General features: G+C 61.0%; 16 protein-coding genes. 7 read left to right on the top strand and 9 right to left on the bottom strand.

Annotated elements, in window-relative coordinates:
- Positions 1 to 185: 185 nt before the first annotated feature.
- The 7 genes from QRN48_RS10145 to rfbB form a co-directional block, all read right to left on the bottom strand.
- Entirely contained in the window at positions 186 to 653 is a 468-nt protein-coding gene (locus tag QRN48_RS10145; protein ID WP_285350368.1) for a YiiD C-terminal domain-containing protein, read from the bottom strand.
- Entirely contained in the window at positions 646 to 2025 is a 1380-nt protein-coding gene (locus tag QRN48_RS10140) for a sigma-54-dependent transcriptional regulator (protein ID WP_285350366.1), read from the bottom strand. The genes QRN48_RS10145 and QRN48_RS10140 overlap by 8 nt, the downstream gene beginning before the upstream one ends.
- Positions 2022 to 3836, bottom strand: a complete 1815-nt coding sequence (locus QRN48_RS10135) for a sensor histidine kinase (RefSeq protein WP_285350409.1) — start codon at positions 3834 to 3836, stop codon at positions 2022 to 2024. The genes QRN48_RS10140 and QRN48_RS10135 overlap by 4 nt, the downstream gene beginning before the upstream one ends.
- An 89-nt stretch (positions 3837 to 3925) precedes the next feature.
- Positions 3926 to 4807: a dTDP-4-dehydrorhamnose reductase gene (gene rfbD, locus QRN48_RS10130; protein WP_285350365.1), complete on the bottom strand. Its 882-nt coding sequence runs from the start codon at positions 4805 to 4807 to the stop codon at positions 3926 to 3928.
- The gene (rfbC, locus tag QRN48_RS10125; protein WP_037016381.1) at positions 4804 to 5349 is read right to left on the bottom strand and encodes a dTDP-4-dehydrorhamnose 3,5-epimerase; all 546 of its coding nucleotides are present in this window, start codon (positions 5347 to 5349) and stop codon (positions 4804 to 4806) included. Before rfbC ends, rfbD begins: the two co-directional genes overlap by 4 nt.
- A complete protein-coding gene (gene rfbA, locus QRN48_RS10120) occupies positions 5346 to 6221 on the bottom strand; it encodes a glucose-1-phosphate thymidylyltransferase RfbA (RefSeq protein WP_037016379.1) in 876 nt (291 codons plus the stop codon). The genes rfbC and rfbA overlap by 4 nt, the downstream gene beginning before the upstream one ends.
- Positions 6218 to 7297, bottom strand: a complete 1080-nt coding sequence (gene rfbB, locus QRN48_RS10115) for a dTDP-glucose 4,6-dehydratase (protein ID WP_285350361.1) — start codon at positions 7295 to 7297, stop codon at positions 6218 to 6220. Before rfbB ends, rfbA begins: the two co-directional genes overlap by 4 nt.
- 279 nt (positions 7298 to 7576) lie before the next feature.
- Here rfbB and QRN48_RS10110 point away from each other — a divergent pair, with 279 nt between their 5' ends.
- The 7 genes from QRN48_RS10110 (at position 7577) to QRN48_RS10080 (ending at position 15991) form a co-directional block, all read left to right on the top strand.
- On the top strand, positions 7577 to 10498 hold the full coding sequence (locus QRN48_RS10110) for an aminotransferase (RefSeq protein ID WP_285350407.1): 2922 nt from the start codon (positions 7577 to 7579) through the stop codon (positions 10496 to 10498).
- Between the two features lie 159 nt (positions 10499 to 10657).
- On the top strand, positions 10658 to 11764 hold the full coding sequence (gene aguA / locus QRN48_RS10105) for an agmatine deiminase (RefSeq protein ID WP_285350359.1): 1107 nt from the start codon (positions 10658 to 10660) through the stop codon (positions 11762 to 11764).
- 178 nt (positions 11765 to 11942) lie between these two features.
- On the top strand, positions 11943 to 12173 hold the full coding sequence (locus tag QRN48_RS10100) for a hypothetical protein (RefSeq protein WP_081955421.1): 231 nt from the start codon (positions 11943 to 11945) through the stop codon (positions 12171 to 12173).
- A 247-nt stretch (positions 12174 to 12420) separates the two neighbouring features.
- Entirely contained in the window at positions 12421 to 13689 is a 1269-nt protein-coding gene (locus QRN48_RS10095) for an OprD family porin (RefSeq protein WP_191944082.1), read from the top strand.
- A 221-nt stretch (positions 13690 to 13910) separates the two neighbouring features.
- Positions 13911 to 14687: an AraC family transcriptional regulator gene (locus QRN48_RS10090; RefSeq protein WP_191944081.1), complete on the top strand. Its 777-nt coding sequence runs from the start codon at positions 13911 to 13913 to the stop codon at positions 14685 to 14687.
- A gap of 132 nt (positions 14688 to 14819) precedes the next feature.
- A complete protein-coding gene (locus QRN48_RS10085; RefSeq protein WP_081955420.1) occupies positions 14820 to 14993 on the top strand; it encodes a DUF1427 family protein in 174 nt (57 codons plus the stop codon).
- A 38-nt stretch (positions 14994 to 15031) separates the two neighbouring features.
- A complete protein-coding gene (locus QRN48_RS10080) occupies positions 15032 to 15991 on the top strand; it encodes a quinone oxidoreductase family protein (protein WP_191944080.1) in 960 nt (319 codons plus the stop codon).
- A gap of 39 nt (positions 15992 to 16030) precedes the next feature.
- Here the strand turns inward: QRN48_RS10080 and QRN48_RS10075 are convergent, their stop codons facing one another.
- Positions 16031 to 16780 carry a substrate-binding periplasmic protein gene (locus QRN48_RS10075; protein ID WP_191944079.1) on the bottom strand — a complete coding sequence of 250 codons (750 nt, stop codon included), beginning with the start codon at positions 16778 to 16780 and terminating at the stop codon, positions 16031 to 16033.
- A 142-nt stretch (positions 16781 to 16922) separates the two neighbouring features.
- Positions 16923 to 17243 (bottom strand): hypothetical protein, encoded by a 321-nt coding sequence (locus QRN48_RS10070; RefSeq protein WP_037016364.1) that lies wholly within the window; start codon positions 17241 to 17243, stop codon positions 16923 to 16925.
- Positions 17244 to 17385: the final 142 nt, after the last annotated feature.

Below are 17385 nucleotides of genomic sequence, written 5' to 3'. Positions count from 1 at the left end.
GCAATGCAGGTGGCGCTGGGCGATTGCGTTCGCCAGCAAGCCGGCTCCGGACGTCATACCTCAACCTCTGCGGGTGTGTCACGTTCTGATTCGCTGGTGGCAAATCTTCCGCGGGCAAGCGCGCTCCCACAATTGATTTGCGCCGAACGCTGCGGCCTCCAGGCCAGAAAATGCAGGCGGTCAGGTCACCGGTGCAGCACGAACTGTCCGACGAATTCCACAGCCGTCTCTTCTGAGCCTTCGGCCATGATCCGGGTGTTCAGGGTCATTCGCGCGCGGCCGCGACGCTGGTAAAGCTTGATGAATTTCTCCCAGCTGGCTTCGTCCGTGCCCTCGCACACCGCGACTCCATCCCGTCTAACGGGCAGCGGATAGCTGATCTGCCCGTCCTGAATCACGATGTGACCGTCATCGATCCCTGCTTCTTTAAGACGCAAATACAGCCAGCCCCAGCCTGCCAGCACGGCGCCGCAGTAGAGGCTGCCGCCGAACAGCGTGCTCTTGTGGTTGATGTTCGGTGCCAGGGGCAAGCGCAGCCGAAGTTGATGGTTCTGCCAGCCGAGCACTTGGACGCCCATCTCGCGGGTAAGCGGAATATCGTGATGCAGCACCGCTTCGAGGTCAGCAGCGGTCAGGTGGTGCAAGTCATTCATTGTCGTCCGACCCCGCGCCGTTAAACGTCAAACCATGCTTGCGCAGCTTGTCGTGCAGGGTTTTGCGGGGCACGCCCAATGCCTCTGCCAAACTGCGCACCGAGCTGTGCGGGCGCGTCAGTTCGGCGGCGATCAACGCGCGCTCGAACGCTTCGACCTGCTCACTCAAACCGCCATTGGACGGCACCATGTCCGGCTGCGCAGCGCCTTCCAGTTCCAGCTCAAGCCCCAACGCAAAGCGCTCGGCGGCGTTCTGCAGCTCACGCACGTTGCCCGGCCAGTTGTGACGCAACAGCAGCGCCCGATGCCCTGGCTGCAGTTCATGCCGGGGCAGGCCATGGCGCAGGCTGGCGGTGTCGGCGAAATGCTGAAACAGCACCAGGGCATCTTCGCCACGCTCGCGCAGCGGCGGTATGCGCAAGGGCGCGACGTTGAGGCGGTAATACAAGTCGGCACGGAACCGACCCTGATCCGCCGCCTGGCGCAGGTCTTCCTTGGTGGCTGCGATTACGCGGATGTCCAAGGGAATCTGCTGATTGCCGCCCAGACGCTCAACCACTCGCTCCTGCAACAAGCGCAGCAGCTTGACCTGAACGTCCAGGCTCATGCTTTCGATTTCGTCCAGAAACAGCGTGCCGCCGTTGGCGAACTCGAATTTGCCGATGCGACGTTTCTGCGCGCCCGTAAAGGCGCCCGGTTCGTGCCCGAACAACTCGCTCTCCACCACCGACTCGGCCAGCGCACCGGCATTGATTGCCACGAACGGGCCGTTACGCCTGTTGGACAGATCATGCAATGCCCGGGCGACGACCTCTTTGCCGGCGCCGGTTTCGCCAAGAATCAACACTTCTGCCTTGGTGGCCGCCAAGGCGCCGATCTGATCGCGAAGGCGTTGGATAGGCGCAGACAATCCCACCAGTCGGGTACTGAGCTGCTGGCGATCACTGAGTTCAAGCCGCAGGCTGCGGTTGTCGAGCACCAGCCGGCGCAGCGCGATTGCCCGGCGCACGCTGTCGAGCAACGCGTCGCTGGCAAAGGGCTTCTCCAGAAAGTCGTAAGCGCCCGCGCGCATGGCCTGTACGGCAAGCGGCACGTCGCCATGGCCGGTGATGAGCAGCACGGGGAGTTCCGGGTCTTGGGCGTGAAGCTGATCGAGCAGCTCAAGACCGTCGATGCCGGGCATGCGAATGTCACTGACGATGACGCCCGGCCAATCGCGGTCGATGCGCGCTTGCAGGCCTTTGGCATCACTGAGCGGCAGGATTTTCAGTCCTGCCAGGTCCAGCGTCTGACTCAGTGCCTGACGCAAATGCGGGTCGTCATCGATCAGCACCACCTGAATCCGGCTGTCGATGGCGGTCTCGGTGCTCATGCAGATAGGTCCTCTGACGGTTGAAGGTTGACGCCCGAGGCGCCCGTGCGCATGCGCAACGTCAGCAGTGCGCCGCCTTCCGGATGATTGGCGAACAACAATTCGCCGCCCAGTGCGCGCATCAGCGTATCGCAAATAGCCAGGCCCAGGCCTAGTCCCTGAGTCCGCGTCTTGGTGGTAAAGAACGGTTCGCGCGCATGCTCCAACGCCTCTTTTGAAAACCCCGGGCCATTGTCCCGGATGTACAGGCTGACCTCTTCGGCGTTATACGCGGCACTGATCCACAGTTTGCGCGGCGGGCCTTTCTCGGTCAGCGCATCCAGCGCATTGGCCAATAGATTGCCCAGCACCTGACGCAAACGCGTTTCGCCGGCCTGCACCCACAATGTCGCGGCCGGCAGGTCACGGATCAACTCCACTTCCATGCCTCGCCGCCGTTTGGCGAGCAGGGCGAGTGCGTCATCCAGCGCCGGTTGCAGCGCCACGCTTTCGGGTGCGTGACGGTCGCGTCGGGCAAAGGCGCGCAGGTGCGCGATGATCGACGCCATGCGCCCGGTGAGTTCACTGATCAGCTTGAGGTTGCCGCGTGCGTCTTCCGTGCGCTGATGATCGAGCAGCACCTCGGCGTTTTCGGCGTAGCTGCGAATCGCCGCCAGCGGCTGATTGAGCTCGTGGCTGATGCTTGCGGACATGGTGCCCAGCGCCGACAGCTTGCCCGCCTGAACCAGTTCATCCTGGGCGCGGAAAAGCTCTTGCTGCGCCTGTTCGCGCTCCAGTACCTCCTGACGCAGGCGCTGGTTGACCCCCTCCAGGTCACGCGTCCGTTCGGCCACACGCACCTCCAGCTCGCGCCGCGCCTTGGCCTCGAAGTTGATGCGGTCCAGGTAATGCCGTCGACGCTGCATCATCAGCCCCAGCAAGAGCATCAGCACCAGCAATGTCGCGCCGCCAATGGCTACCACGGTTCTCACCGGCCTGGAGACCAGCACTTGCGGGGCGAGGATATTGACGCTCCAGCCGGTCTCGTCGATCTGTTGGGTTTGCTTCAGCCAGCCGTTTTCATCCAGCTGCAGCGGGCGCGGGTCCCGGGTCGGGTAGGGCTGGATGGCGACGATGGCCTGCTTTTCTTCTTCGCTGAGCGGCCGTGTGGCGCGAAAACGCCACGCCGGGTTGGAGGTGAGGATCACCACCCCGTTGTGGTCGGTGACCAGCAGTTGTTCCGGCGTTTTGCCCCACAGGGTTTCGGTGAGGTCCAGGTCGACCTTGACCACCAGCACACCGATCACCGTGTCGCCATCGCGCACGGCCGCAGCAAAGAAATAACCGCGCTTGGCCGACGTCGTGCCAAGGCCAAAGAAGCGACCCAGGTTGCCGGCCATGGCGTTGCTGAAATACGGGCGGAAGGCGAAGTTGCGGCCCACGAAGCTGTCGCGCTTGTCCCAGTTCGAGGCGGCCAGGGTGTCGCCGTTGGGTGCCATCAGGTAGATCACTTCTGCGCCGGTCTGGCGGGCGGTGTTCATCAGCAGCACATTGGCTTCGGCTTGAGCCTGGGTGTTCTGCGGGTTTGCCAGGGTCGCGCGCAAACCGGGCAGGTCGCCGAGAATCTGTGGCAGGACCTCATAGCGATGCAGCGTGCCCAGCAGGTTGGCGACGTACAGGTCCAGCGTTTGCCGGTTCTGGCTTAGCAGTTCATTGCGGTAATAGTGTTCGGCCAGGCGTTCGAGCGGCCACAACAGCGGGGCGAGGATCAGCGCCAACAGAGCAAGGCTGCGCCAGCGGGGGCGGCGGGGAAGGGTGTGCGTGCTGATCATGGAATCGCCGGTGGGTTCGTTGCGATGCAGGGCGGCTGCGGACGATCCAGTCGGTCGCAGCCGCTCGACATCGAGTCGGCCCATTATGCCTACCGCTGCAGCGCTAAGCACTCCAGCAACGCATCGTGCCAGTCGGGCTGGCTGACGCCCCATTCACGCTGCAAGCGGCTGCAATCCAGGCGCGAATTGAGCGGACGGGCGGCGGGCGTCGGGTACGTACTCGAAGGGATGGGTTCGAGCGCTGCGCACGGTTTGCCGCGCTTGATCAATTGCTGACCAATCGCCTGTGCGAAGCCAAACCACGAGGTCTCTCCGCTGGCCGTCAGATGATAGACGCCCCATGCCCCTGGCGTTCCGTCACGCCAACGCTCGATCAGCCCAAGTGTGCTGGCGGCGATGGTGCCGGACCACGTGGGCGCGCCGATCTGATCCGCAACGATCGTCAGTTTGTCGCGCTCTTGCAACAAACGCTGCATGGTCAGCAAAAAGTTGCGCCCGGTCAGGGAATACACCCAGCTGGTGCGCAAAATCAGGTGCTGTCCGCCGACTGCTGCGATTGCCTGCTCGCCGGCAAGCTTGCTGCTGCCGTAAACACCCAGCGGGTTAGGCTCGTCGGATTCGGTCCACAAGCCTTGCTTGCTGCCGTCGAACACGTAGTCGGTGGAGTAGTGGATCAGCGGAATGCCCAGTGCAGCGGCCTCCTCTGCAAACACTCCCGGAGACAGGGCGTTGATGGCAAACGCCAGTTCCGGCTCGCTTTCAGCCTGATCCACAGCCGTATGAGCGGCCGCATTGATGATCAGATCCGGCTTCACGTCCCGAACCACCGGCCGAATGGATTCTGGCTGGCTCAGGTCGAGGTGGTCGCGGCCCAGCACGATCAGCTCGCCCAAGTGCTGCAGGCGCTGTTGCAGCGCCTGGGACACTTGGCCGTGCTGCCCGCTGATCAGAATCCGCAGGGGCGCATTCATGGAAACAGGTCCGCTTCTTTCAGGCTTTTGCCCACCTGATCCTTGGCCGATAACTGCGGCGCCTCGTCCAGGCCCCAGTCAATGGCCAGATCCGGATCGTCCCAACGAATGCAGCGTTCAGCAGACGGCGTGTAGTAATCGGTGGTCTTGTAGAGGAATTCTGCATAGTCGCTCAGCACCACGAAACCGTGAGCAAAGCCCTTCGGAATCCACAGCTGACGCGCATTCTCGGCAGACAGTTCGAGGCCGAACCATTTGCCGAAATGTGGCGAGCTGCGGCGAATGTCCACAGCGATGTCCAGCACGCGCCCAGCGGTTACTCGCACGAGTTTGCCCTGAGGGTTTTCGATCTGGTAATGCAGGCCGCGCAGCACGCCTTTTTGCGAACGTGAGTGATTGTCCTGTACGAACGCATCACTTACCCCGGTGGCCTCGGCAAAGGCACGGGCGTTGAAGCTTTCGTAGAAGAAGCCTCGCTCATCGCCGAACACTTTAGGTTCGATGATGAGGACTTCAGGCAACTCACTGGTGACGACTTTCACTGATTTTCCCCTGCGATCTTGAACAGGTACTGACCGTAACCGGTCTTGCCGAAATAGTCAGCACGGTTCAACAGGTGGGCGCGGTCAATCCAGCCGTTCTGGTAAGCGATTTCTTCCAGGCAGGCGACCTTCAAGCCCTGACGGTGCTCGATGGTCTGCACGTACTGGGATGCCTCCAGCAAGCTGTCGTGGGTGCCGGTATCGAGCCAGGCAAAACCGCGACCGAAGCGCTCGACGCGCAGGTCGCCACGCTTGAGATAGGCATTGTTGACGTCGGTAATTTCCAGCTCACCCCGCGGGGACGGTTTGACGTCCTTGGCGATCTGGATGACTTCGTTGTCGTAGAAGTACAGACCGGTCACGGCGTAACTGGATTTGGGCGCCTTGGGTTTTTCTTCGATGGACAGCGCGTGGCCGTTCTCATCGAAATCGATCACGCCGAAGCGCTCTGGATCCTTGACCCAGTAACCGAACACGGTCGCGCCTGACGTGTTGTCCGCCGCGCGTTTGAGCTGCTCGCTGAAATGCTGACCGTGGAAGATGTTGTCGCCCAGAATCAGGCACACCGAGTCATCGCCGATGAACTCTTCACCAATCAGAAACGCTTGCGCCAGCCCGTCCGGCTTGGGCTGCTCGGCATAGTGAAAGTGCACGCCGAACTGGCTGCCATCGCCGAGCAGTGCCTTGTATTGCGGCAGGTCGAGCGGAGTGGAAATCACCAGGATGTCTTTGATGCCGGCCAGCATCAGCACGGAGATCGGGTAGTAGATCATCGGCTTGTCGTAGATTGGCAGCAGCTGTTTCGAGACCCCGAGGGTGATCGGGTGCAGGCGCGTGCCCGAACCGCCAGCCAGAATAATTCCCTTTGTCATGCGATCAGTTCCTTCACGTTGGTGCCCAGGCGTTCGCCCTGATAACTGCCGTCTTGCACGTTGCGACACCATTCGAGGTTGTCGAGGTACCACTGCACGGTTTTGCGCAGGCCGGACTCGAATGTCTCTTCCGGTGTCCAGCCCAGTTCGCGTTCAATTTTGCTGGCGTCGATAGCGTAGCGCATGTCATGGCCAGGGCGGTCGGTCACGTAGGTGATCAAGTCCGCATAGTTGGCCACGCCTTTACGCTGTTCAGGCGCCAGCTCTTCGAGCAGCGCACAGATACCGCGAACGACGTCGATGTTCTTTTGTTCGTTGTGACCGCCGATGTTGTAGGTCTCGCCGACCTTGCCCTCGGTGACAACCTTGAGCAGCGCGCGGGCGTGATCTTCGACGAACAGCCAGTCGCGTACTTGCAGGCCGTTGCCATACACCGGCAGTTTCTTCCCGGCCAGTGCGTTGAGAATCACCAGAGGGATGAGCTTCTCGGGGAAATGAAACGGGCCGTAGTTGTTCGAGCAGTTGGTGACCACCACCGGCAGACCGTACGTACGCTGCCAGGCGCGAACCAGATGGTCCGACGCCGCTTTGCTGGCCGAGTAAGGCGAGCTTGGTGCATAAGGGGTGGTTTCGGTGAACAGGTCGTCCACGCCATGCAGGTCGCCATACACTTCGTCGGTGGAGATGTGGTGGAAGCGGAACGCCGCACGCTCGTCTTCTGGCAAGGCCAGCCAGTAACTGCGGGTCGCTTCCAGCAGGCTGTAGGTGCCGACGATATTGGTCTGAATGAACTCCGACGGGCCGTCGATGGAACGGTCGACGTGGGATTCGGCCGCCAGGTGCATGATTGCGTCAGGCTTGAAGCGCGCAAGCACTTCGCTCACGGCTGCCTGGTCAACGATGTCCTTTTGCACGAACTCATAGCGGGTGTTAGTGGCAACGCCCTGCAGCGACTCAAGATTGCCTGCGTAGGTCAGCTTGTCGAAATTGAGTACGTCGTGCTCGGTGTTGTTGATCAGATGACGGATCAGTGCGGAGCCGATGAAGCCGGCGCCACCAGTAACAAGAATTCGCATGGGTAAGCCTTCTTCCCTGGAAAGATGTAAGACGATGAGGCATAGCTTGTGGGGCGTCGCCGCCTCGCGCAAGGAGCAAACCGCCCACAGGCGATGATATTAATTGATGGCCCATCGCAATTAGCGCCATAAAACCGCCGCAGGTGTTTCACCTGCTTAACGGCTCGAGGGTTTATCGGCCGGGGCGAGGGTTTGTTGACGCCGGCTCCCAGGGGTTGATTAACGGCTGCGCAACTGGCGATAGTGTTCAGGCCACTCTTTAAGGACCTTTCCATGTCGCTGCCACTCGATACCTTGATCCGTCGCTCCAGTCTGCCATGCCCGGATGTGGATGCAGCGCAGGCTGCCGAATGGCTGACGACGCATTACGGGCTGGCAGGGGCTTTGAAAGCGCTGGGCAGTCATCAGGACTGCAACTTCCGACTGGACGCGGGCGATGGTCGCCGGTTCGTGTTGAAAATCTGCCACGGTGATTACGCGACGACCGAGCTTGAGGCCCAGCATGCTGCGCTGCGTCACTTGAGCGGTGTGCCGTCGGTGCGAGTCCCGGCGGTGATGCCTGCGCTGAACGGCGACGATCTTTTAACCATCGAGCACAACGGCAAGCCGGTGCATCTGCGCCTGCTTGAGTTCATCGACGGACACTCGCTGGCCTACGTCGCGCATCTGGACCGGCATATCGTGACAGGCCTGGCGCAGCTCTGCGCCCATGTCGATGTGGCACTGGCCGGATTCGAGCATCCAGGCCTGGAGCGGGTGCTGCAATGGGACCCGCGCCACGCCTTCGCGTTGATCGAGCACCTGCTGCCGGTCATCACCGATGCGGACAAGCGTGCCTGCATCGCCGAGGCAGCCGAGCAAGCGCAGGCTTATTTACTGCCGCTGGAAGCGTCTCTCCCAACGCAAGCCATCCACATGGACATCACCGAGTACAACGTGGTCTGGTCGCGAGATGACCATCGCCAATGGCAGTTGCAAGGCCTGATCGATTTCGGCGATCTGGTTCGCACCTGGCGAATCGCGGAGCTCTCGGTGACCTGCGCTGCGCTGCTGCACCATGCCGACGGCGATCCGTTCTTCATCCTGTCCGCGGTTCAGGCTTATCACCGTATTAATCCGCTGCAAAGCGAGGAGCTTCTGGCGCTGTGGCCATTGATCGTCGCCCGTTCGGCCGTCCTGGTGTTAGGCAGCGAGCAACAGGCAAGCATCGAACCGGATAACGCTTACATTCAGGCGAACCTGGCGAGTGAGTGGAATATTTTCGATGTTGCCACATCGGTGCCCATCGCCCTGATGGAGGCTGCGATTCTGAACGCTGTGGGTGAGTCGGAAGCAGCCGACCAGGAGCCCGCGTTTTCTGCGCTGCTGCCAAGCTTGAGCGGGCAAGCGTTTACCCTCGTCGACCTAGGGGTGCTGAGCGAGAACTTTGTGGCCGGCAATTGGGAGCTCGGCGGGGTCGACGAACGTCTGCTTGCCGAGGCGGCACAACGCGACGGCTTGGCCGCGAGTCGTTACGGTGAGTACCGACTGTCCCGCACGTTGCCCGACTTCGCAAAGGAGCCGGACACTTTTGCGCTGCACACTGAATTGCATATCCCTCTCGGCACACCTGTCCATGCGCCTTTTGAGGGACGCCTGCGTCTTACCGCAGATGGCGCGCTGTTGCTGGTGAACGCTGAATGGAGCCTGCGACTGTGGGGCGTGCAGTGCGATTCCGGCTCCGATGCCGCCGAGTTCGATGCAGGCGCTGTGATCGGGCGAAGCAGCGGTGCATTGATCGTGCAATTCTGCTCCGAACCGGACGTGAGCCCGCCGCTGTTTACCGCGCCCTCAAAATCGGCGGCCTGGCGTGCGCTGTGTCCCTCGCCCAAGGGGCTGCTGGGGTTCGATTGCGATGCGCCTGCATTGGCAGATGCCGCTGCGTTGCTTGCCCGGCGCGATGCCAGTTTTGCCCGTTCGCAAAAATATTATTACCAGGCCCCGCCGCAGATCGAGCGCGGCTGGCGCAACCATTTGATCGACATGCACGGTCGCTCGTATCTGGACATGCTCAACAACGTAGCGGTGCTGGGTCACGGCCATCCGCGCATGGCCCAGGTCGCGGCGCAGCAGTGGTCGCTGCTGAACACCAACTCGCGTTTTCATTACGCGAGCGTTGCCGAGTTTTCCGAGCGACTGTTGAAGCTGGCGCCTGCCGGCATGGATCGGGTGTTTCTGGTCAACAGCGGTACCGAGGCGAATGATCTGGCCATTCGTCTGGCATGGGCCTACAGCGGTGGTCGAGATGTCCTGAGCGTACTAGAGGCTTATCACGGCTGGTCAGTGGCGACCGATGCGATTTCCACGTCTATCGCCGACAACCCGCAAGCCTTGAGCACGCGTCCGGAGTGGGTGCATCCGGTGGTCGCGCCGAACACCTATCGCGGTGAGTTTCGTGGGGCAGACAGTACGCCGTTTTACCTGCGCAGCGTGGAGGCTCATCTGCATGCGCTGGCGGAGAAGGGGCGCCAGTTGGCCGGCTTCATCTGCGAACCGGTGTACGGCAACGCGGGCGGGATCTCCCTGCCGCCAGGTTATTTGCAACAGGTCTACGCCAAGGTCCGTGCCCATGGCGGCGTGTGCATCGCCGACGAGGTCCAGGTGGGCTACGGCCGTCTGGGCCACTACTTCTGGGGTTTCGAAGAGCAGGGCGTGGTGCCGGACATCATCACCATGGCCAAGGGAATGGGCAACGGGCATCCGCTGGGTGCCGTCATCACCCGCCGCGACATTGCCGAAGCGTTGGAAGCCGAAGGGTATTTCTTTTCGTCGTCGGGCGGCAGCCCTGTCAGTTGCCGCATCGGCATGGCCGTACTCGATGTCATGGAAGAAGAAAAACTGTGGGAAAACGCACGAGTGGTGGGCGACTACTTCAAGGACCGCTTGCTGGCGCTGATCGATAAGCATCCGCTCGCAGGGGCGGCCCACGGCTCCGGCTTTTATCTGGGCCTTGAGCTGGTGCGCGACCGCCAGACGCTGGAACCTGCCACCGAGGAAACGACTTACCTGTGTGATCGGCTACGTGAGCTGGGTATCTTCATGCAGCCGACTGGGGACTACCTCAATGTCCTCAAGATCAAACCGCCCATGGTCACCACTCGGCGCAGCGTGGACTTCTTCGTCGACAGCGTGTCCAGAGTGCTGAGTGAGCTGGAGGGTTAAGGCAGCAGACACCTTCCGTTAATAGCCGATAAATATCGGCTAATTTTACTGGCTGGCGCGGCAAATTCCGGTTAACTGTGTTTAAATTCGATTTTTATCGTCTGGCAGGTCTTCTTCGCAGGCCTGGGCGTCTTCGTCGTTCATGGAGTTCTGATTACTGTGACTACTCTCAACAGCCCCCCCCGCGTCGATGGCTTCTACATGCCAGCCGAATGGGCGCCGCAAACGCAAATCTGGATGGTCTGGCCAGAGCGCCCGGACAACTGGCGCCTGGGCGGCAAGCCGGTGCAGAACGACCACGTCGCTCTGGCCAAGGCCATCGCCCGCTTCGAGCCGGTCACTGTCGGCGTATCCGCTGCCCAGTACGACAACGCCCGTGCGCGACTGAACGTACCGAATATCCGCGTCGTCGAGATCAGCAATAACGACGCCTGGGTGCGTGACACCGGGCCGACCTTCGTCATCAACAACGACGGTGAAGTACGGGGCGTCGATTGGGGCTTCAATGCCTGGGGCGGCTTCAACGGCGGGCTGTACGCCCCCTGGAACCTGGATGAACAGGTCGCCAGCAAAGTGCTGGAAATCGAACGCTGCCCACGCTACGTCACCGATGACTTCGTGCTCGAAGGCGGCTCGATCCACGTAGACGGCGAGGGCACGCTCATCACCACAGAAGAGTGTCTGCTCAATACCAACCGCAATCCGCACCTGTCCCGCGAAGACATCGAAGCCGTGTTGCGTGATCACTTGTCGGTCGAGAAGATCATCTGGTTGCCTGACGGTCTGTACAACGACGAGACCGACGGCCATGTGGACAACTTTTGCTGCTACGTACGCCCCGGTGAAGTGTTACTCGCCTGGACAGATGATCCGAAAGACCCCAATTTTTCGCGCTGCCAGGCGGCCATGACCGTGCTGGAAAATGCTCGCGACGCCAAGGGACGTCCGTTCGTCGTGCACAAGATGCCAATCCCGGGACCGTTGTTTGCCACCGAAGAAGAGTGTGCCGGAGTGGATCAGGTGCATGGCAGCCAGGAGCGCAACCCATCGGTGCGCCTGGCCGGTTCGTACGTGAACTTTCTGATCGTCAATGGCGGCATCATTGCTCCCTGTTTCGACGATCCGATGGATGACACGGCCCGGCAGATCCTGCAGCAGTTGTTCCCGGAACACGAGGTGGTGATGGTGCCGGGGCGTGAAATGCTCCTCGGCGGTGGCAACATTCACTGCCTGACTCAGCAGCAACCGGCACCCCATCGCAGCTGAGTTGGTTCACTTCTTGCTGTTATCAAGCCCATCAGACGATGGGCTTTTTTATGGGCGGACGCCTCACCGCTGGCCGTCATGCGATGGATCCCGATTCGGCGCAATGTCCTTTCCGGTTAGTCCGTCTGTCACAAAAGCTCCGTAGATTTCGCAGTCCACGACATAAGAGGTTGTCCTTATGAACGCAGGTCATGAGTTGCGAGTGACTCGAGGTTTTTCTGCGAGCAGTGAAGCACGGCAGATGATGGCGGACTGGTTAAGGACGACCCAGATCCCGACGGAGCGCATGCACGATGCGCAAGCCCTGGCTCAGGCCGGGGACTTCCGCGAAACGCTGTCAAAGCGTTATCCCTGCGGATTGATCACTGACGCGGAGATCGAAGCACTGGTGGGCGTGCTGCAGCGCTGATCACAGAGTGGGTGCAGGCACCAGGGCCTGGCCTGCCTCAGTTTGGTTTCCATCAAATTGACACCCCGATAGGCCGCGGATAGGATTCGCGCCTCCACCGCCTGTGGCCAGGCGCCATGTACGTGCATCAGTCGTCCACTGCGATGATTTCGTGCGGGCTTCCGGGACTGTTCAAGTCCCGGGGACGCAATTGCCCCACCGGGTATTTGCCACAGCGCGCGATTAATCCGCTCACAAGGACAACACGATGAAACAGCGTATCGGCCTGCTCACTCTGGGCATCCTCGCCGCCACTCACGCCATGGCGGACGGTCAGGCAGATTCCAAAGGCTTTGTTGAAGACAGCAGCTTGAAGATCAACCTGCGCAACGCCTACATCAACCGTGACTACAAAAATGGACCGCAAGACCGCTCCGAGTGGGGCCAGGCGTTCATGGCCGGCTATTCCTCCGGTTTCACCCAGGGCGTAGTCGGCGTCGGCGTTGATGCCTTCGGTCTGTACGCGGCGCGTCTGGATGGCGGCAAGGGCAAGAGCGGCGCGGGCGGTATCGACTTTTTCAAGCAGGGCGACAGCGGCAATGCTGCTGACGACCTGTCGCGCTTCGGCGGCGCGGTAAAATTCCGTGTGTCGAACACCGAACTGAAGTACGGCGACATGATGCCGGAACTACCAGTTCTGAATTACGACAACTCGCGCCTGCTGCCTGAGTCCTACACCGGCACGATGATTACCTCCAAAGAAATCAAGGACCTCACGCTGGTGGCCGGCCGCTTCACCGCCGAGACCCGCAAGAGTGCTGAAGGCCGCGACAGTGGCGACCTGAAGAGCATCAACGTCTACGGCGGCAGCTACAAATTCAGCGACGCGCTCACCGCGGCGTTCTACGCCTCCGATGACGAGGACGTGCTGAAGAAGCAGTACGTGAACGTGAACTATGTCTGGGCCATGCCGAAAGATCAGTCACTGACCTTCGACTTCAATGGCTACAAGACCAAGCTGGACAAGGACTTCGCGGTCGACGACGCCCGCGACAACAAGATTTGGAGCCTGGCCGCGACATGGGCCGTGGGCATTCACTCGTTCACCCTCGCGCATCAGCGCAGCACGGGCGAGACCGGCTACACCTATGGCGGCTATCGCAACGCAGGCGGCACCGGCGATGGTGGCAACACCATTTACCTGGCCAACTCGTACTGGTCGGACTTCAACGGCAAGGACGAGCGTTCGTGGCAAGTGGGCTACGGCGTGAACCTGGGCACTGTCGTGACCTCCGGCCTGAGCTACCGAGTGGCCTACGTGCGCGGCGACAACATCGACGACGGCAGCGGCCGTGGTCGTGGCGAAGAGCGTGAACTGTTCAGCCAACTGACCTATGTGGTGCAGAGCGGCCCGGTCAAAGACCTCTCGGTGCGCCTGCGCAACTCGTTCCTGCGCGTGTCCAACGATGTCGATCAGTACAACGTCGGCGGTAATGAAACGCGAATCTTCGTGGATTACCCGATCAACGTCTTCTGATGCCCAAGACTTCTCGCTGATATAAATCGGGAGCCGGCTTGCTGGCGAACCATCATGTCAGACACCGCAGCGGTGTCTGACATGACGGTTCGCCAGCAAGCCGGCTCCTACGAATTAAGCCAATCCCGTATTTAATGGCAGTGGTTGATAATCCGCCGCGCTGGCGATTGCTCCCTCTCTCCCGCTACCATCGCCGCACCACCCTTTCAGCCGGTTTGACCATGGCACTTGCCGCGCCACCCGACCTCTCCGATACCGCCGTCCCTGTGCAGCCTTTGTCACGGACCTACCCGCGTGGGCTGTACATCGAGCCCCACGAGCATGAGTGGGGCCAGGTGCTGTATGCCATGTCGGGTGTGATGTGGGTGGAAACCCCCAATGAAGCGCTGGTAGTGCCGCCGCAGCGCGCGGTGTGGTTGCCGCCGGGCGTACCACATGGCATCCGTGTGGTGTCGGACCTGGAGATGCGCAACATCTACCTGCGCCCGACACTCGCCGTCACCCTCGACCCTACCGTTCAGGTGCTGGAGGTCGGACGCCTGCTGCGCGAGTTGATCGTGAGCCTGGTCGCGGAGCAGGACAAGGTTTCCGCCTACTACGATGCTGTGGCTAACCTGGCTTTGCTCGAACTCCAGCGCGCCCGGCGTTCGCTGCTCAAGGTGCCGATGCCGGATGACAGCGACCGCAGGCTCATGAACGTCTGTCAGGCGGTGATGATCGAGCCCTCCATCGATGTGTCCTTCGAGCAGCATGCTGAAAATGCCGGCGCCAGCGTGCGAACGCTCTCTCGGCTGTTCCAGGCGGTGCTGGGGATGGGCTTCGCCGAGTGGCGGCGGCAGGTGCAGCTGGCGACGTCGGTTGCCGAGATCATTCAGGGTGTCCCGGTCAACACCATCGCCCGCTCCATGGGCTATTCGCCCAGCAGTTTCAGTGACATGTTCCGCCGCGAGCTGGGCGTGGCGCCCTCCCAGTACCCGGTCATCGATCCTGCAAGCTGACCCCACCGCTACTCTGTCCGAAATTCAGAAGCACTTGGCCGGTAGCTTCTGCTCTGCCTTCTTACACTCTGGTCATCGCTTAACGCAGTCGCGCCGCAATCGAGCCGCGCGCCAGATGCCCCGGAGTTTTTTATGAGCTACGTCATTTCCCTCGCAATCGGTATCGCCGTCGGTTTGCTGTATGGCCTGCTGGATTTCCGCTCACCTGCGCCGCCCCTCGTCGCTCTCGTTGGTTTGCTCGGCATGCAGGCCGGTGAATGGCTATGGCCGGTGGGCAAGCAGTTCTTCGCCAACCTGGCGGCTTGAAGCAACGACCTCTTTTCACACTTCTGGACGAACTCACCATGAAAGCACTGCAATTTTCACGTACGGGCGACCTGGCTGCGCTGCAAGTGGTCGAGCTGCCTACGCCTGTTCCGGCCACTGGCGAAGTACTCGTGCAAATCAAGGCTGCGGGCCTTAACCCCAGCGACGTCAAAAACGTGCTTGGCCGCTTCCCCTACACCACGATGCCCCGTGTGCCGGGTCGCGACTTTGCAGGCGTTGTGGTTGAAGGCCCGCAGGCGCTAATCGGTCAGGAAGTCTGGGGCACGGGCAAGGAAATCGGCTTTCTTCGCGACGGCTCGCATGCCGGCTACATCGCGCTCTCCGCTAAAGGCGTGGCGCTCAAGCCGGCATCACTGAGTTTTGTGCAGGCGGCCAGCCTGGGCGTGCCGTACACCACAGCGTGGGACGCGCTTGAGCGCAGCCTGGTGAAGGCGGGTACGCGTTTGCTGGTCATCGGTGCCAATGGCGCTGTAGGGAGCGCAGCCATTGCGCTGGCCAAGGTGCGCGGGGCCCAGGTGCTGGCTGCGGTGCGTAAACCGGATCAGCTGCGAGCGCTGCAAGCGCAAGGCTTCGACGCCATCCAGCTCGACAAGCCGGAAGACCTTGGCGCTCAGGTGACTGATGTGTTTGCAGGCGGCGCCGATGTGATCTTCGACACCACCGGTTTTTGGCTTCCGGCAGCGGTGCCTGCGCTGGCTCCATTTGGCCGCATCGCCATTATCGCCGCCCCGGTAGACGGTCACGTTCAGCTGCCAGCGCTGGCGCTGTACCGCAAAGGCGGTTCAGTGGTGGGCATCAATTCGCTGCTGTACGGCGTTGAGGCCTGCGCACGCATGCTGGAGCAGTTTGGCAAACTATTCGACGAGGGGACTCTGCCGCTGCCGACCGGGCTGTTGGAGTCGCCGCTCGACGAGGGCGTGGCGCGCTATGCCGATGTGAATCAGGGCGGTGCGGAAAAGGTCATCCTGGTGCCGTGATCAAGGTGGCCTTCACGGCCAAGGCTGATTTTGCCCGGTTTATCGGGCGGACAGGTCTTTCAGGTATTCATGCTGCACGCGTTTGATGGTGCCATTGGATTGCAGCGTATCGATTGCGGCCTTCAGCTTCTCGACCATCTGAGGGTCGCAGTCCTTTGAACACGCCAGATACAGATCGGCGGTCATGAGCGTTCTGCTCATCAATAGCGGGCGATCGCTGATCTGCTTCCAGATAGAAAGCGTTTCCGGTACGCCGTTGAACCAGGCATCCACCCGGCCTTTAAGCAGCATCAGCGCCGGGTTTTCACCGATCTTCAGCGGGTAAATCTGCGCCGCGGAAAAACCTTCCTCCAGCAGGCGCACTTCCTGAGCAGAGCCGCTGCCCACGGCAATCATCTTGAAAGTCTTGCGCGCTTCTTCAAAGCTCTCGACGTGGTGATTCAGGCTGAAAAATGCCCGGTCCATCGGCATCAGCGCAGCGATCCACGTGTAATGACTTTCCCGACTCTGGGTGCGCGTAAGCGGTGCAATAAGCTTGTTGGCGCCCAGCATCACATCGCGTTGTGCGCGCGGCCAGGGTGGCGACAGGATGTTGGGTAAATACCCCGCCATGGTCATGGCCTTTAGCGTGATGTCGCCGGCCACGCCGTGCTGATCACCTTGGGTGACCATGGTCAGCGGCGGCGCCTCAGCCATGTACAAGTCAACGGTGGGCAGGGCGAATGCAGCCGACGAGCACGCAATAAGCGCAGCGGCCGCAGAACGGATGCAACGGGAAATCCATTTCATGGCAGTTGTGCTCAAAGAGAAGAGGGCGTCAGAACAGGTCTTGTGCCTGGTGTGCTGTCGAGTCTGGCATCGGTTCGTTATCTCTGCCGGGCACAGTGCGCATCCTGCGCACATTCCAGAGACATATCCGCCCAACTGCGTGTCAGGTCTTGTTGTGCTCGTTGGTGTAGCGGCCGCTCAGCACCCATCCGCATTCAAGCAACGTTTCGATCCAGTCTTCGTACGAGTCATCGACGTCCAGCAAGTTCATGAATTGATCTTCGATATGGCACCGAAAGGTCTGCTCCTCGACGTTCCACTCCACATCCCGGATCCGCCAGACACGCTGCATGGGCAGCTGAATGTTCAGCCCGTGAAAAGGGACGAACGGCAGTTCGACTTCGTAGAGCAGCTTGGACCACTCCGAAGAAATCTCCGGTGTCTGGTGAGTCCAGACGTACTTGATCAATCGGACTTTATGCACGGTTGGGCCTTCTATCGTGTTTCTGATGGCGGGTCGCTGTCTTGGCGCAGACGCGAGGGCCCGTTGGATGGGTATACGTTACTAGATGGGCGCGGTATGGGGGAGGGGGCGCGAGCAATCTAACCAATGCCAGGCGCCCTAC

It is taken from the genome of Pseudomonas sp. ME-P-057 (genome assembly GCF_030208975.1).
Classification (GTDB): Bacteria; Pseudomonadota; Gammaproteobacteria; order Pseudomonadales; family Pseudomonadaceae; genus Aquipseudomonas; species Aquipseudomonas lutea.
The sequence above is the reverse complement of the archived record's forward strand: the minus strand, read 5'-3'. Positions and strand labels throughout refer to the sequence as shown.

What these genes read in the sequence shown, in the direction of transcription:
- QRN48_RS10145 (WP_285350368.1), bottom strand. Translation starts at nt 653, where the DNA reads ATGAATGACTTGCACCACCTGACCGCTGCTGACCTCGAAGCGGTGCTG.
- QRN48_RS10140 (WP_285350366.1), bottom strand. Translation starts at nt 2,025, where the DNA reads ATGAGCACCGAGACCGCCATCGACAGCCGGATTCAGGTGGTGCTGATC.
- QRN48_RS10135 (WP_285350409.1), bottom strand. Translation starts at nt 3,836, where the DNA reads ATGATCAGCACGCACACCCTTCCCCGCCGCCCCCGCTGGCGCAGCCTT.
- rfbD (WP_285350365.1), bottom strand. Translation starts at nt 4,807, where the DNA reads ATGAATGCGCCCCTGCGGATTCTGATCAGCGGGCAGCACGGCCAAGTG.
- rfbA (WP_037016379.1), bottom strand. Translation starts at nt 6,221, where the DNA reads ATGACAAAGGGAATTATTCTGGCTGGCGGTTCGGGCACGCGCCTGCAC.
- rfbB (WP_285350361.1), bottom strand. Translation starts at nt 7,297, where the DNA reads ATGCGAATTCTTGTTACTGGTGGCGCCGGCTTCATCGGCTCCGCACTG.
- QRN48_RS10100 (WP_081955421.1), top strand. Translation starts at nt 11,943, where the DNA reads ATGAACGCAGGTCATGAGTTGCGAGTGACTCGAGGTTTTTCTGCGAGC.
- QRN48_RS10095 (WP_191944082.1), top strand. Translation starts at nt 12,421, where the DNA reads ATGAAACAGCGTATCGGCCTGCTCACTCTGGGCATCCTCGCCGCCACT.
- QRN48_RS10090 (WP_191944081.1), top strand. Translation starts at nt 13,911, where the DNA reads ATGGCACTTGCCGCGCCACCCGACCTCTCCGATACCGCCGTCCCTGTG.
- QRN48_RS10085 (WP_081955420.1), top strand. Translation starts at nt 14,820, where the DNA reads ATGAGCTACGTCATTTCCCTCGCAATCGGTATCGCCGTCGGTTTGCTG.
- QRN48_RS10080 (WP_191944080.1), top strand. Translation starts at nt 15,032, where the DNA reads ATGAAAGCACTGCAATTTTCACGTACGGGCGACCTGGCTGCGCTGCAA.
- QRN48_RS10075 (WP_191944079.1), bottom strand. Translation starts at nt 16,780, where the DNA reads ATGAAATGGATTTCCCGTTGCATCCGTTCTGCGGCCGCTGCGCTTATT.